Below are 13,883 nucleotides of genomic sequence, written 5' to 3' on the forward strand. Positions count from 1 at the left end.
CATACCGAGGTGAACTTTAGCTATGCTGAAAACCGCGAGCCGCCGCGAGAATACGATCTCTCCGCTCACCAACTACGTCCTGAACGGCGGCTTCATCGTCCTGGCGCTGGCCTGCGTGCTGCCCGTCGTACTGGTCATTATCGTCTCGTTTACGCACAACGACTCCTTGCTAAGCCGCGGCTACAGCTTTTTTCCCGTCAAGTGGTCGCTGATCGCCTACGAGAGCCTGTTCAAAGACTACGGCACGATCCTTCGTGCCTACGGCGTCAGCGTCGGCATTACCGCCGCAGGCACCGTGCTCAGCGTGCTGCTGATGGCGCTGTACGCCTACCCGATCTCCCGCCAGGACTATCCGCTGCGTCCGTTTTTCACCTTCTTCCTGTTCTTTACGATGCTGTTCAGCGGCGGCATCGTGAGCAAGTACATCGTGTTCACGCAGGGGCTCGGGCTGCTGGACAATTACTTGTCGCTTCTGCTGCCGCTGCTCATCGTCCCGTTTAACGTTATCATCATGCGCACCTTTTTCCAGACGACGATTCATCCCGCGCTGATCGAGTCCGCACGGATCGACGGAGCGGGGGAGCTGCGGATTTTCGTCCGCATCGTTCTGCCGCTCTCGCTCCCGGTCATGGCGACGATGGCGCTGTTCAGCACGATCCTGTTCTGGAACGACTGGTTTAACGCGCTTTTGTTCATCCGGGCGGAAGACAAATACCCGGTCCAGTTCCTCATGATCCGCGTGCTCAACGACATCCAGTATTTGCGGGAAAATGTGCAGCTGGCGGCGCAAAATCCGGAAATGATGCGCGATCTGCCGAACGAATCGCTGCAAATGGCGATGGCGGTCGTCGGCATGGGCCCGATTCTGATCGTTTATCCCTTTTTCCAAAAGTACTTCGTCAAAGGACTCACGATCGGCGCCGTCAAGGGCTGATTCCCGTGCCGCATAGCTAACGGTAGTCCCGGCCGCCGGCACGCTCGCTATGCCGATTCCCGGCCGATCTATATAATCTGAATTAAATATCAGGAGGGTTACTCGCAATGGACATCAAAACAAAGAAAAGGCATATCCCGGCATTGGCGCTCGTCTTCGCCTTCGCCTCGATGCTGCAGGCTTGCGCCGGCGGCAGCGGCGACGACAAGGGGGCTTCCTCGCCTCCGGCAAGCTCCGCCGCGCCGAGCAGCGCCTCCGCTTCGGCGAGCGCGGCTCCGTCCGAGAGCGCCGCGCCGAGCGAGCTCGCGCCGTACGAGGTGTCGATCGTCTATTTCGGCAAGCCGCAGCCGGACGACGCGCTCGTCGAAGCGAAGCTGAACGAATTTTTCAAAGAAAAGATCAACGCGACGGTCAAGCTGCAGCCGATCGCCTCGAGCGACTACAAGAACCGTACCGAGCTGATGATGAATACCGGAGAGAAGATGGACCTCGTTTTCACGGCTTCTTGGCTAAACTTCTTTGGCAACGTTTCCAAAGGCGCCTTCGTCGAGCTGGACGATCTGCTGGCGAAATACGGTCAAGGCATCAAGGACCGGCTGAACCCGCTCTATCTAGAGGCGCCGCGCATGAAAGGCAAGCTGTACGCGATCCCGACGAACAAGGAAATCACGCAGGGCAAGGCGCTCACTTACCGCAAAGACATCGTCGACAAGTATCAGATTCCGATCGACAGCATCAATACGATGGCGGACCTCGAGCCCTGGATGGCGAAGGTCAAGGCGGGCGAGCCCGGCATCATTCCGTACTACGTGGCAGGCGGCTCCGGCAACTTCGGCGGCGGCTTCATGATGTACGAGACCCGCGGCAACTACCGTCCGATCGGCCCGGCGCCGGCGAAGACGCCGATGTTCCTGCTCGACTACAAATCGTCCGACGAGATGAAGGTGAAGTCGGTGCTCGATCCCGAGATCGTGGACATCAACAAGCAAGAGGTCGGCCTGTTCCGCAGCTTCTACGAGAAGGGCTACATTAATGCAGACGCGGCGACGAGTACGACGACTGTCAACGATCTGCAAAAGGAAGGCAAGATCTGGGTGCAGGCCGCGACCTGGAAGCCGGGCGCCGACATCGAGATGAAGCTTGCCACCGACAGCAAATACGACTACGTATCTCACGTCGTCGAAGAACCCATCGTCACGACGGACCTTGCAGCGGGCTCGATGTTCGCAATCTCCCGGACGTCCAAGGATCCGGACCGCGCGATGATGGTACTGAACTATCTGCACACCGATCCGTACGTCATCAATCTGTTCGTCAACGGCATCGAAGACAAGCACTATAAAAAGGTCGGCGAAAACCGCATCGAGCCGGTCGCCGACAGCGGCTACAACCCCGGCACGTCTTGGGTCGTCGGCAACCAGCTGCTCAACTACCTGAAGCCCGGCCAGCCCGACGATCTTTACACGAGCTGGGAGAAATTCAACAACGAGGCCAAGCGTTTCCCGCTTATGGGCTTCGTCTTCGACGAGGCCAACGTGAAAAACGAGATTACGCAAATGACTGCGGTCGTCACCGAATACCAGTCGATTTTTACCGGGGCGGTCAAAAATCCGGAAAAGCTGCTCGACGAGCGCAACGCCAAGCTGAAGAGCGCAGGCATCGAGAAGGTACAGGCCGAGCTGCAAAAACAAATCGATGCCTGGCGGGCGGAGAACAAGAAATAAGTTTCGCGTCGAAAGGCGTGAGAGGCAAGAGCGGCAGAGCGCCCGTTATACGGGACGCTCTGTCCGTCCGTTGAGGGAAAAAGATCACTCGCCGTAAGGAGGAATCTCATTTGAAACCGCAAATAAAACCGCAAAACCTGATCTATACGTTCGTCAGCTACGCCGCGCACTACGATACGCCTTGGGGGCATGGCGTCGCCGTAGACGGCATCCACCGGACGGCCGCGTTGGCGCACAAGCACGGAATCCCGGTCACGTGGATCGTGAACGGCCGGTCCGTACCGGTCCTTCGTGAGCGGATCGTCGCCTGGCACGAGGAATTCGGGGACGACGTCATTTTGCAAACGCCGTTTTTTATCGAGGATACGGGAGCCGACAAGGAAGTGTTCAAGCGTCGGCTGGAGGAAGACTGGCGTATCGTACGGGAGGCGTTCCCCTGGGTCCGCACCAAAGTTGCGGCGCGCGGCAAGATTTACAATGAAGTGATTGAAGCGCTCGAGGAGCTGGATTTCAGCGGCATGTGGGGTTACTGCTGGGAGCAGGTATGGTGGGACGGCATTACGCACAACGGCATTCCGTGGGGCTCATGGTATGTCGATCCTGCGAGGTACAAGGCTCCGCACCCCGGCAAGGGGCGGATCGTCGCCTGCGAATGGACGGCCCGCGACCTGAACGCAACCTTCCACTCGGGCTGCCCGGTTATTTATTCGACGGATCCGAACGATGTGCTGCGGGCGGGTCTCTGCGACGGCGGGAACGTGGAATATTGGAAGCGCCTGTTCGACGTCTATCTGGAAAATACGGCGCACAACGATCAGGTGTTTTTCCTGCAGCAGCAGGAGGCGCATGAAATGGAGTTCACCGAACGGTTCGCCGTATTTCCTGCCGCGCATGTCGAGGCTTGCGCCGGCATGCTCGATCTGTTTTTCGCACACGTGGCGAGCCGCTCCGTGACGCTGACGACCGTGCCGCGGGCGATGGAGATGTACCGGGAAGCCAACGCCGAGACGGCGCCGTCTTACATGCTCGCGAGGGACGCGGGCGGAAGACCGCAGCCGAACGAATACACGGTTACGCTTGGCGGGACGGCTGCCGGCCCGTGGCCGAAAACGTTTCTCTATTACGACAAGGATTGCCAGCTCGCGTTCGCGGACGGCGAATGCGCGCCGCGCCGGCTGCGCAGCTACGTGGGCAGGACCGGCATGCACGATACGTTCGATGCGCCGACGCCGCAAGTATTCGTGCGAGGGTACGAAAAGACGGACGACCGCATCGTCATGACCTTCCACATCGGGCACGCGCCGCCCATGCCGTTCGGGCTCGCTTACTGGGACGATCTGAGCGGCTACGAGGTCGAGTGTTGCCCGGAATACGTGGCAGTCAAGATCATCCTGGACGAACTGGTATTTCTGCGGCTCGACCTGAAGGGAGCGCCGACATCGGTCGAACTGAGACTCAAGAGGAAGAACCGATGACCGCCCGGACGCCAGGCAAGGTGCAAGAGGCGAATGCCTTCCGAGCGTCGGATGGAAGCGGCGAGAACCGCGCAGACGCGTCCGTCGTGAAAAGCCGTGCCGGCAAAGAGCGATTGCTTATCCGGCAAGTCAAAGAGCTGATCTCGCAAAAGCTCGATCGCGACATCTCGCTGCAGCTGCTCGCCGGCGAAGTTTATTTGCATCCCAAGTATTTGTCCGACCTTTTTAAGCGGGAGACGGGCGTCAACCTGTCGGACTACGTGACGGAGCGGCGAATGGCGAAGGCCAAGCACCTGCTTCGCAGCACGACGCTCAGGATCGGCGACGTCGCGTCGATGTGCGGATTGCCGAACTCGAAATATTTCGCGTCGCGATTCAAGCAGCGGACCGGCTGCACGCCGACCGCGTTCAGAGAGGGCTGAAGCGACTTGCGGTTCGAGCGGTCTAAAGCAAGAGAGGAAGGCCGCCTCTGCACGGCGCTCGCTTGGTGTACGATTGCATGTTAGCCAAGCGAGCGCCGCGAGGCCGGCCGGTACGGCCTGGCGCCGCCGGCACGGTCTGCCGGCTTCTTTTCACCGCAACAGATGCTTAACGACCAGCCACAAATTCCCCGGCTTCTCCGCCAGGCGGCGCGTATAGTAGGGGTACCACATCGTGCCGTAAGGCACGTAGCAGCGCACGCGATAGCCCTCCTTGGCGAGGCGCGCCTGTTCGGACATCCGCAGCCCGTACAGCATCTGGAACTCGAAACGACCCTTCGCAATCCCGTTCTGCAGCGCATACTGCTTCGTCCAGCCGATGATCGCATCGTCGTGCGACGCGATTGCCGTGTAGACGCCGCGATCCAGGTGCAGCTTTACGATGCTTTTGAAGCTCTCGCGAATGTCGGCCTTTCGTTGAAAAGCGATCGCTTCGGACTCCCTGTAAGCCCCTTTGACAAGCCTTAAAGGAATGCCGGCTTCGATCAAGTCCCGCGCGTCCCCCTCGGTCCGCTTCAGATACGCCTGCAGCACGGTGCCCGCATTGGTCAGCCCCTCCCGGTGAAGCCGGACGGTCATGTCGATCGTCGCCTGCGTGCAGGAGGAATCCTCCATATCGATCCGCACGAAATTACCGTACTGTCTCGCGCGGTCGACGATCTCGCGAATATGCCCGAAGCAGGCGTCGGCGTCAAGGGCGAGCCCCATTTGCGTCGGCTTCAGCGATACGTTGGCGCGGACGCCGGAATCGGCGATCGCGTCGAGCAGCTTCAAGTATTCGTCCCGGTACGCGCGCGCCTCGTCCAGACTGCCGATGCCTTCGCCGAGCGCGTCCATCGTAGCCGATATGCCCAGGCGATTAAGCGCCGCGACCTCGCGCAGCGCGCCTTGCAGATGGTCGCTCGCGACGAAGCGGCGGGCCAGCTTGCGTCCATAGCGAAGCGACAGCCGCTTGACCGCGCGGTTGCCCGCGACGGTCGTCATCGCTTTGCGGTACAGCGTCGAACCGATATTCATGGGAGACGCTCCTTTCGCATGTCGGTCGTGCATAGATTGAGGAAGAAGGGCTGTTACCATTCGTTACCCGAAGGAGGCTGTCTTAGGGATGAGGACGGAATTCAAAAATGAAGCCTTCACGGACTTCCAGGCGGAACGCGAAAACCTCGCTTACGATGCCGCGCTCAGGCAAGTCGAAGCCCGGCTCGGACGAAGTTATCCGCTCGTGATCGGCGGCGCGCGAGTCGATACGGCGCGCAAAGCGGCATCAGTCAACCCGGCGAGACACGGCCAGGTCATCGGCTTGGTCGCGCAGGCGGATCTCGAGCTTGCCGAACGGGCGATCGACGCCGCGGCAGCCGCGTTCGAGACGTGGAAGCGGGTCGATCCCCAGGAGAGAGCCCGGTACCTGTACCGCGCTGCGGCCCTGCTGCGGCGGCGCAAGCACGAGTTTTCGGCCTGGATGACGCTGGAGGCCGGCAAGACGCGCGCCGAGGCGGACGCCGACACCGCAGAGGCGATCGATTTCATGGAATTTTACGCGCGGGAGATGCAGCGCCTCAGCCTGCCGCAGCCGCTGACGCCGTCCGCGGAAGAGGAAAACCAGCTCTACTACGCGCCGCTCGGCGTCGGCGTCGTCATCCCGCCCTGGAACTTCCCGCTGGCGATCGTCGCGGGGATGACTTGCGCGGCGATCGTATGCGGCAATGCGGTCGTGCTCAAACCGGCGAGCCCGACGCCGGTCATCGCCGCTCGGTTCGTCGAGCTGCTCGAACAGGCGGGCCTGCCGCCGGGCGTCGTGAACTACTTGCCCGGCCCGGGCGGCGAGGTGGGCGACGCGCTCGTAGACCATCCGCTGACGCGCTTCGTCAGCTTCACGGGCTCCCGCGACGTCGGCTTGCGCATCAACGAACGCGCGGCCAAGACGCAGCCCGGGCAGCGCTGGATCAAGCGCGTCGTGCTCGAGATGGGCGGCAAGGACGCGATCGTCGTCGTCGCGGACGCCGGCGCCGCGCTGGCCGCCGAGGCGTTCGTCGCTTCGGCGTTCGGCTTCTCCGGCCAGAAGTGCTCGGCCTGCTCGCGCGCGATCGTACACCAAGATATATATGAAGCGGTATTGGATAAAGTCGTAGAACGCACCCGGAAGCTCGTCGTCGGAGACCCCGCCGACCGCTCGACCGACGTCGGGCCGGTCGTCGACGACAAGGCGTTCCGCAAAATTCTCGATTACATCGCGATCGGCAAACAGGAGGGCCGGCTCGTGCTGGGCGGCGGCACCGGCGATCCCGGCGGCTGGTTCGTGGAGCCGACGATTTTCGCCGACGTCGATCCGAAGGCGCGAATCTCGCAGGAGGAAATCTTCGGACCGGTCGTCGCATTCACGCGGGCGTCGACGTTCGAGGACGCGCTCCGCATCGCGAACGACACCGACTACGGCTTGACGGGCGCCGTGATCTCGAACGACCGGGCGCACCTGGAGCTGGCCCGCCGCGAGTTTTTCGCAGGCAATCTGTATCTCAACCGCAAATGCACCGGCGCGCTCGTCGGCACGCATCCGTTCGGCGGCTTTAACATGTCGGGCACGGACTCCAAGGCGGGCGGCCGGGACTATCTGCTGCTGTTCACGCAGGCGAAGGTCGTGTCGGAGCGATTTTAGCGAGCACGCAGGGCAGACGGGCACATCGATTAGGTTCGTCGTCCCTGCTTATCGTTCCGGCTCGAGTCCCGGCTCAGCGTCTGGGTTTCTTTCTGGTTCATCGTTTCGGCTCGTGTCCCGGCTCGTCGTCCTGGCACATTTCGACGCTAGAGGAACCTGCACGCTTCGCGTATAATCGGTTGTAAGAAAGCCCGACGGTTGCAAGGACGCTTCCCAAGCGAGCGGCGCGCTTCCAACCAGGAAACGCGCCGCTCGTCAAGCCGAGTGAGGAGACTTCATGCTCTATTACGTTCTTATGCTTTCCGCGGCCGCGATCGTGCTGCTCGCCTCCGACGTTCGCAGCGAGAGCGGCCGCTGGGCCGCGTTTTTCCTGCTGAGCGCCGCGACCGGCGGCGTGGCGCGCCTCTGGCTGCAATCGCCGCTGCCGCACGTCTGGTTCGAGGTCGCGCAGCTGCTCAACCAGATCGTGACGCCGTACGGCGTGCTCGTGTTCAGCCTTGTCTACGCCGGAGGGGCGACGGCGGCCTTGGCCAAGCGGCGTCGGCTGAAGGGCTGGCTGTTGCTGCCGCCGGCGGCTACGCTCGTTTACGGTCTGCTGCGCGGGAGCTTCGAGCCCGACTACCCGCTCATGCTGGTATGGGCCGCGCCATACTATTTGGCGGCGTGCGCGCTGCTCGTCGCGTCCTACCTGCGAGAGACCGACCGGCGCATTCGCAGGGGCCGCCTGATCACGGTGCTCATCACCGTTCCGACGCTCCTTGGCGTTGTCGCGTTTATTCATGTCGCCAAGGCGATTTGGCCGGATTTCGATTTTTTCGGCTATATCTCGGCATTTTTTGTGTGCTCGTTCGCGATCGCGCTGCTGTGCGTGTTCGTCTACGGCGTGCTCGGGGTGAAGGTGCGCGTCGAGAGCGACTCGCTCGCCGGCGCCATGAAGGCGGCCGGCATGGGGACGAGCCTGCTCAACCATACGATCAAAAACGAAGTCGGCAAGATTGCGATCAGCGTGGAAAATTTGCGCGGCAGCCCCGAAGGGAATGATGTCGGCAAGGAGGATCAGCTCGCGGTCATCGAACGGGCGGCGGCGCATTTGCTCGAGATGGCGGGACGAATCCATAGCCGCACGCGGGACTTCGCCTGGAATCCGGAGCGCTGCGACCCGGCCTCGCTCATGAAGGAAGCGCTGGAGCCGCTGCGGGAGCGCTTCGCGAGACAAGGCATCTCCGTCGCGGAAGCGTACGGCGAGACGGAGGCGCTGTTCGCCGACCCGGTTCATTTGCGAGAAGCGATCGGCAACGTGCTCGCCAATGCGGCGGACGCGATGGAAGCGGGCGGCGCGCTGGAGGCGAAGATCTCGAAGGAACGCCGGGATATCGTGCTGAGCGTCCGGGATACCGGCGCGGGCATGCCGCCCGAGCTGCTCGAGCGGGTGTGGGAGCCGTTTTACAGCACGAAGCAGGGCAAGCGCAATTACGGGCTGGGCTTGTCCTACGTCCACCAGGTGCTTCGCAAATGCGGCGGCCGCGCGGAGATCGACAGCAAGCCCGGGGCCGGCACGGTCGTGCGGCTGCGGATTCCGCGTTCGCGAAAGATGAGGGAGGGAGCGGGGTCATGAAGCCAATACGTCTGCTGCTCGTCGAAGACGACCCGGATTGGGTCAAGTCGATGAGCGTCTACCTGAACCGGGAGGAAGACCTGTTGGTCGTCGGTACGGCCGCGACGCCGGAGGAGGCGCTGCGCCTGGCCGCTTCGATCGAATTCGACGTGGCGCTGCTCGACGTGCATCTGACGGAAGAGGGACGCGACGGCATCTACACGGCGCTCGCCCTGGCGGAGCTTCGGCCGGTTCGCATCGTCATGCTGACGTCGGACGCATCCGAGCGCACGATGACGGATGCTTTTACCGCCGGCGCGCTGCATTATTTGGACAAGTCCCGGTTCAGAGAGCTCCCCCAGGCGATTCGCGGCGTCTACCATCATCCCGAGGCGATGGAGGCGCTCTTGAAGGAGCTGCGGCGGCTTAGGCGGGAGGAGCAGCTGCAGCCGTTGACCGCCGCCGAGCGGGAAGTGTACGAGCTGCTGGAGGAGGGCTGCACGCACGCGCAGATCGAGCGCAAGCTGTACAAGTCCGAGAGCACGCTCAAAAACCAGGTGAACAAAATTCTTAAAAAGCTCGGCGTACGCAGCGGGCGCGAGGCCGTCGACAAGGTTCGCAAGGGCGGTCTGAACAGCAAGCGCGGCGAAGAGGACACAGAAGCGAAAAACTAGGAAGCGCTATAAGGCGGCTTTATCCGGAAGAAGAGGAGCGGTTAGGATGAAAATCGTAGTGGACGACCTGTCCGGCCCCGAGGTGGCGGCGCTGCTGGAGGAGCATCTGCGGGGCATGGCGGCGGATACGCCGCCGGAGAGCGTGCACGCGCTCGATCTCGAGGGGTTGAGGCGGCCTGAGATCACCTTCTGGAGCGCGTGGGACGGACCGGATTTGATGGGCTGCGGCGCGCTGAAGGATCTCGGCGGCGGGCACGGCGAGCTGAAGTCCATGCGGACGGCGGCGGCACATTTGCGCAAGGGCGTGGCGGCGGGATTGCTCGCGCATATCGTGACGGAGGCGAGAGGGCGGGGCTTCAAGCGGCTCAGCCTGGAGACCGGTTCGCCGGACTCGTTTTTTCCCGCGCGCAAGCTGTACGAGAAGTTCGGCTTCGAATACTGCGGCCCGTTTGCGGACTACGAAGAGGATCCTTACAGCGTATACATGACGATGACGCTATAGCGCCATCGCGTTAGATAGGCTTTCGGCGATTCGCCGGGGGCCTATTTTTTATAGACCCTCCCGCCCCTGCCGTCCTACGGAAGTTGGAACTGCCGCGATTCGCCGCCGGCCTCTACAATGGGGACATAAAGGAGGCGTCGAGAGATGGGACGATACGGGCATATAGGGAAAAAGGGCGTCGGCTTCCGCGAGCCTGCGGCTTCGCGGCGCCCGCCGGCGGGCGGTATGCGGGAGGACGAGTCGGATACGGCGGTGCTGCTCGTGGACGGCGAATGCGCGATGTGCAACGGCATCGCCCGCTTCGCAGCGAAGCGGGACCGTGCGGAGCGGCTGCGCTTCGCAGCGCTGGATTCCGCAGCCGGCCGGGCGCTGACGGCGCGGCTTGGTATCGCGCTGCCCGCCGGCGGCAGCTTCGTGCTCGTCCGCGGCTTCGCATCGTGGACGCGGTCGGCGGCCGCGATCCGCACGCTCGCGGCGCTGGACGCTCCTTGGCCGGCCGCGGCCGCGGCGCTGCGGCTCGTGCCCGCGCGGCTGCGCGATGCCGTCTACGACGCGATCGCGGCGCGACGGCACAAGCTGGCCGGACGCGTGGGCGGGCATTGCCCGGCCGTGCCGGACGAGCGGCTGCGGCGCAGGCTGCTGGACGGCGGGGGTTGGGGCTTGCCAGGAAGCGACGGCGCAGCCGCGGAGCGCGATGTGCGGAACGCCGCGCATCCGGCCGGACCGGCCGGATGCGCCTCGGCGGCATCGGCGCGCGAAGCGGAAGGCGGACGCCTGTGAGCGGGCCGCGAGTTCGTGGACGAGCGCCGCGCGCGGGGCGACCGATCTACGTCGAGATCGACATCGCTTCCGATATGGAAGCGCTGTGGCGGCACACGCAGCAGCCGAAGCTTCATGAGCGATGGGACTTGCGCTTCACCGAGATCGACTATTTGCCCAAGGAAGCGCCGGAGGACGACCAGTCATTCCTCTATCGAACCCGGATCGGCTTCGGGCTCTCGATCCGCGGCACCGGGAAGTCCAGGACGCCGGGCGTCTCTCCCGGCGGCGTCCGCACCTCGGTCCTCGCCTTCGGGACGGACCATCCGCTGTCGCTCATCGGACGCGGCGGCGGCTACTGGCGCTATTCGCCGCTGCCGGGCGGCGGCGTGAAGTTCGTCACGCGCTTCGACTACCGCACGCGCTTCGGCCGCACCGGCCGATGGCTCGATCGGCTGCTCTTCCGGCCGTTGTTCGGCTGGGCGACCGCCTGGAGCTTCGACGCGCTCCGGCTATGGCTCGACCGCGGCGTGCCGCCGGAGGAGAGCCTGCTGCGCGCCAAGCTGCACGCGCTCGGCATCGCCGTCCTGTCGCTTTGCTGGGCCTATGCCGGACTGGTGCCGAAGCTGCTCTATCCATCCGCTTCGGGCGAGCTGGACCTGCTGCGCGCGCTAGGCTGGTTTCCCGGCTTCGAGCCGGCGATTAACGTGACGCTCGGCATCGGCGAGCTGCTGCTCGCGGTCGTCATCGCGCGCCTCAGATCGCCGGGACTGCTCGCCGCGCAGGCGATCGCGCTTTGCGCGCTGACGGCCGGCGCGTTGGCGGGCACGCCGGCGCTGCTGTACGCGCCTTTTAACCCGCTTATGCTGGCGCTTCTGATGCTGGCTGCGACGTTTGTCGCCATGTCGACTCGCCAAGGGCTGCCTTCCGCGAAGCGATGCCGGCGGCGGCCCGGGAGCCGCGTACCGATAACGACAGAGGAGGGGCGATTCAATGAAATCGATCTTTGAAAAGGCGCTTGGGGAGAAGGAATTCGCAAGGCTGCATCCGAAAATTCGCGAGCGCTTCGGGTTCGCCAGTCATGAAGGAATCGCATCGATCGGGCGAGGCGTGATGGAGGAGGTCCGGTACGCAAAGTGGGCGGCGCTGCCGCTTGCGGTCGGCGCCTCCCGGAACATCATGTTTCCCCAAGGCGGCCGCCAGGTTCCGTTTTCCATCGAAAACTACGCCTACCGCGACGCGCTCGGCAGAGAGACGTTGACCATCAACCGCACGTTCCGCTTCGAACGGTCGATTCGTCGCTTCGACGCGACGATGGTGTATAGCGGCGATCGCGGACGCATCGTCGATTACCTGGGAAATAAACAGCATCTCGCGGTCGATCTGGACGTATGGGCGGCGCCGAACGGCGGCATTCAGATCCGCTCGGGAGAGCAGCGCTTTTACGAAGGCCCGCTCGGCTTCCGTTTTCCGGCGCCGCTCACCGGCTGCGCGGACGTGTGCGAATGGTACGACGAAGACGACGCTTGTTATCGCATCACTGTATCTGTGCGAAATTCGCTGATGGGCCAAATATTCGCCTACAAAGGCGCGTTCCAGGCGGAGACCGTCCGCGCCTTGGAGGGGAGCATTCCGCTGCAGGCGATGCCGCTCCGGCTGGAGCGCAGGGAATAGTCCGTTCAAAGCCATTTATGCATTTCGTAGCACTTCAACGTTTCATGATGCGCCACGACCAAATAACCTAGCCGTGCGTAAAACCGCGCCCCGCCCTCGTTTCCTTCGTCGACATACAGCATTGCGCGCCGACAGCCGAGGTTCGTCGCATGACGTTCTACGCGGCTCATCAGCCTTGCTCCGTAACCTTTGCCCTGGCAGGAGCGGTCCACGGCGAGCAGATCGACGAACAGCGTGCCGTGCTGTATGATGAGGTGAAGAAAAGCATAAACCTTGCCGCCCTCGGACGCGACGAGCGTCGAGCCCTGCGCAAGGCGCGCCTTCAAATCCTTGCGGAGCTGCCGGCCGCCCGGCTGCGGATGGGGAGAGATCGGGATCAGCTCCCGTCGGACGATCCGGATAATCGCGGGCAGATCGCCGCGCCTCAGCCAGCGCAACATAAGCCATCACCTCCAGATCGGTCCGCGCGCGACGCGTTTCCTGAACTATCATATGAAGGAATGCGGCAGCCGGCTCTCCGCGCATGGGCGAAAACGGATTTATCCGAAAGCCTTTAATCCTTGTCTTGACTAACGCTTCACCGGGGCATATAATGGGTACTACATTGATTCATCTTGAACAGCGTTGAAGAGGAAGATGCGGGTGGGCTCTATCGCTCAGAGAGCGTCGGGATTGCTGAGACCGATGCCGATAACCCTGTACGCAAGGTCTCCTCGGAGCTGGTCTCCCGAACGGTCGTACGCGGCTTACTAAGGAGTCTCGGGATGGCGCACGTTATCGCGCCTGAAGTATGGACGTCCTCCGAGCGCTCGGATCGGCGGCATACTTGATGAGGCGTCGATCGTGAGATCGTGCGCGAATCCGGGTGGTACCGCGGAAGGAACAGCCTTTCGTCCCTGAACGTTCAACAGACGTTCGGACGAAGGGCTTTTTTATTTTGATTTGCAGCATACTGGCTTTATAGAACATTCTATTTAAGGAGGATGAAGGATGGTCGCGAACAGTGCCACGCTGAAGTCCAAGGAACAATTGATCGAGAAATGGAGCAAGCAAGAGGTCATCTCCGGCTCCGAGATGCTGCTGCGCAGCCTGCTGATCGAAGGTGTCGACTGCGTATTCGGCTATCCGGGCGGTGCCGTTCTGTATATTTACGACGCCATGTACGGCTTCGAGGACTTCAATCACCTGCTGACCCGTCACGAACAAGGCGCGATCCACGCGGCCGACGGCTATGCGCGGAGCACCGGCAAGGTCGGCGTCTGCATCGCGACGTCGGGCCCCGGCGCGACCAACCTCGTCACCGGCATCGCTACGGCGTACATGGATTCCGTGCCGCTTGTCGTCATCACGGGCAACGTCGCGACGACGCTGATCGGCACGGACGCCTTCCAGGAGGCTGACATCGTGGGCATCAC

General features: G+C 62.7%; 14 protein-coding genes. 12 read left to right on the forward strand and 2 right to left on the reverse strand.

The features are described 5' to 3' along the window. Positions 1-22: 22 nt before the first annotated feature. The 4 genes from KVT38_RS29790 (at position 23) to KVT38_RS29805 (ending at position 4,555) form a co-directional block, all read left to right on the forward strand. Positions 23-934 (forward strand): carbohydrate ABC transporter permease, encoded by a 912-nt coding sequence (locus tag KVT38_RS29790; protein WP_217597390.1) that lies wholly within the window; start codon positions 23-25, stop codon positions 932-934. Positions 935-1,041: 107 nt separating this feature from the next. Next, entirely contained in the window at positions 1,042-2,658 is a 1,617-nt protein-coding gene (locus KVT38_RS29795) for an ABC transporter substrate-binding protein (protein WP_217597391.1), read from the forward strand. A gap of 110 nt (positions 2,659-2,768) precedes the next feature. Further along, positions 2,769-4,133: a hypothetical protein gene (locus KVT38_RS29800; protein ID WP_217597392.1), complete on the forward strand. Its 1,365-nt coding sequence runs from the start codon at positions 2,769-2,771 to the stop codon at positions 4,131-4,133. Further along, positions 4,130-4,555, forward strand: a complete 426-nt coding sequence (locus tag KVT38_RS29805; RefSeq protein WP_217597393.1) for a helix-turn-helix domain-containing protein — start codon at positions 4,130-4,132, stop codon at positions 4,553-4,555. Before KVT38_RS29800 ends, KVT38_RS29805 begins: the two co-directional genes overlap by 4 nt. 150 nt (positions 4,556-4,705) lie before the next feature. On the opposite strand, the gene KVT38_RS29810 is transcribed toward KVT38_RS29805, so the two are convergent. Next, entirely contained in the window at positions 4,706-5,629 is a 924-nt protein-coding gene (locus tag KVT38_RS29810) for a proline dehydrogenase family protein (protein ID WP_217597394.1), read from the reverse strand. 88 nt (positions 5,630-5,717) lie between these two features. Here KVT38_RS29810 and pruA point away from each other — a divergent pair, with 88 nt between their 5' ends. The 7 genes from pruA (at position 5,718) to KVT38_RS29845 (ending at position 12,468) form a co-directional block, all read left to right on the forward strand. Next, entirely contained in the window at positions 5,718-7,265 is a 1,548-nt protein-coding gene (gene pruA, locus KVT38_RS29815) for an L-glutamate gamma-semialdehyde dehydrogenase (RefSeq protein WP_217597395.1), read from the forward strand. Positions 7,266-7,542: 277 nt separating this feature from the next. Beyond that, positions 7,543-8,880 carry a sensor histidine kinase gene (locus tag KVT38_RS29820; RefSeq protein WP_217597396.1) on the forward strand — a complete coding sequence of 446 codons (1,338 nt, stop codon included), beginning with the start codon at positions 7,543-7,545 and terminating at the stop codon, positions 8,878-8,880. Next, a complete protein-coding gene (locus KVT38_RS29825; protein WP_217597397.1) occupies positions 8,877-9,533 on the forward strand; it encodes a response regulator transcription factor in 657 nt (218 codons plus the stop codon). The genes KVT38_RS29820 and KVT38_RS29825 overlap by 4 nt, the downstream gene beginning before the upstream one ends. A gap of 46 nt (positions 9,534-9,579) precedes the next feature. Further along, the gene (locus tag KVT38_RS29830; protein ID WP_217597398.1) at positions 9,580-10,035 is read left to right on the forward strand and encodes a GNAT family N-acetyltransferase; all 456 of its coding nucleotides are present in this window, start codon (positions 9,580-9,582) and stop codon (positions 10,033-10,035) included. 144 nt (positions 10,036-10,179) lie between these two features. Next, entirely contained in the window at positions 10,180-10,815 is a 636-nt protein-coding gene (locus tag KVT38_RS29835) for a thiol-disulfide oxidoreductase DCC family protein (RefSeq protein ID WP_217597399.1), read from the forward strand. Beyond that, complete coding sequence (locus tag KVT38_RS29840; RefSeq protein ID WP_368859183.1) at positions 10,812-11,804, forward strand: DoxX-like family protein; 993 nt, start codon at positions 10,812-10,814, stop codon at positions 11,802-11,804. The genes KVT38_RS29835 and KVT38_RS29840 overlap by 4 nt, the downstream gene beginning before the upstream one ends. Continuing rightward, positions 11,788-12,468: a DUF4166 domain-containing protein gene (locus KVT38_RS29845; RefSeq protein ID WP_217597401.1), complete on the forward strand. Its 681-nt coding sequence runs from the start codon at positions 11,788-11,790 to the stop codon at positions 12,466-12,468. Before KVT38_RS29840 ends, KVT38_RS29845 begins: the two co-directional genes overlap by 17 nt. Before the next feature lie 5 nt (positions 12,469-12,473). Here the strand turns inward: KVT38_RS29845 and KVT38_RS29850 are convergent, their stop codons facing one another. Then, complete coding sequence (locus KVT38_RS29850) at positions 12,474-12,908, reverse strand: GNAT family N-acetyltransferase (protein WP_217597402.1); 435 nt, start codon at positions 12,906-12,908, stop codon at positions 12,474-12,476. Between the two features lie 550 nt (positions 12,909-13,458). Between KVT38_RS29850 and KVT38_RS29855 the strand changes: the two genes are divergently transcribed. After that, positions 13,459-13,883 (forward strand): thiamine pyrophosphate-binding protein (locus KVT38_RS29855; protein ID WP_254639666.1); only part of this gene is annotated, 425 nt, incomplete at its 3' end.

Source organism: Cohnella sp. GbtcB17, assembly GCF_019091135.1.
Lineage (GTDB): Bacteria > Bacillota > Bacilli > Paenibacillales > Paenibacillaceae > Cohnella.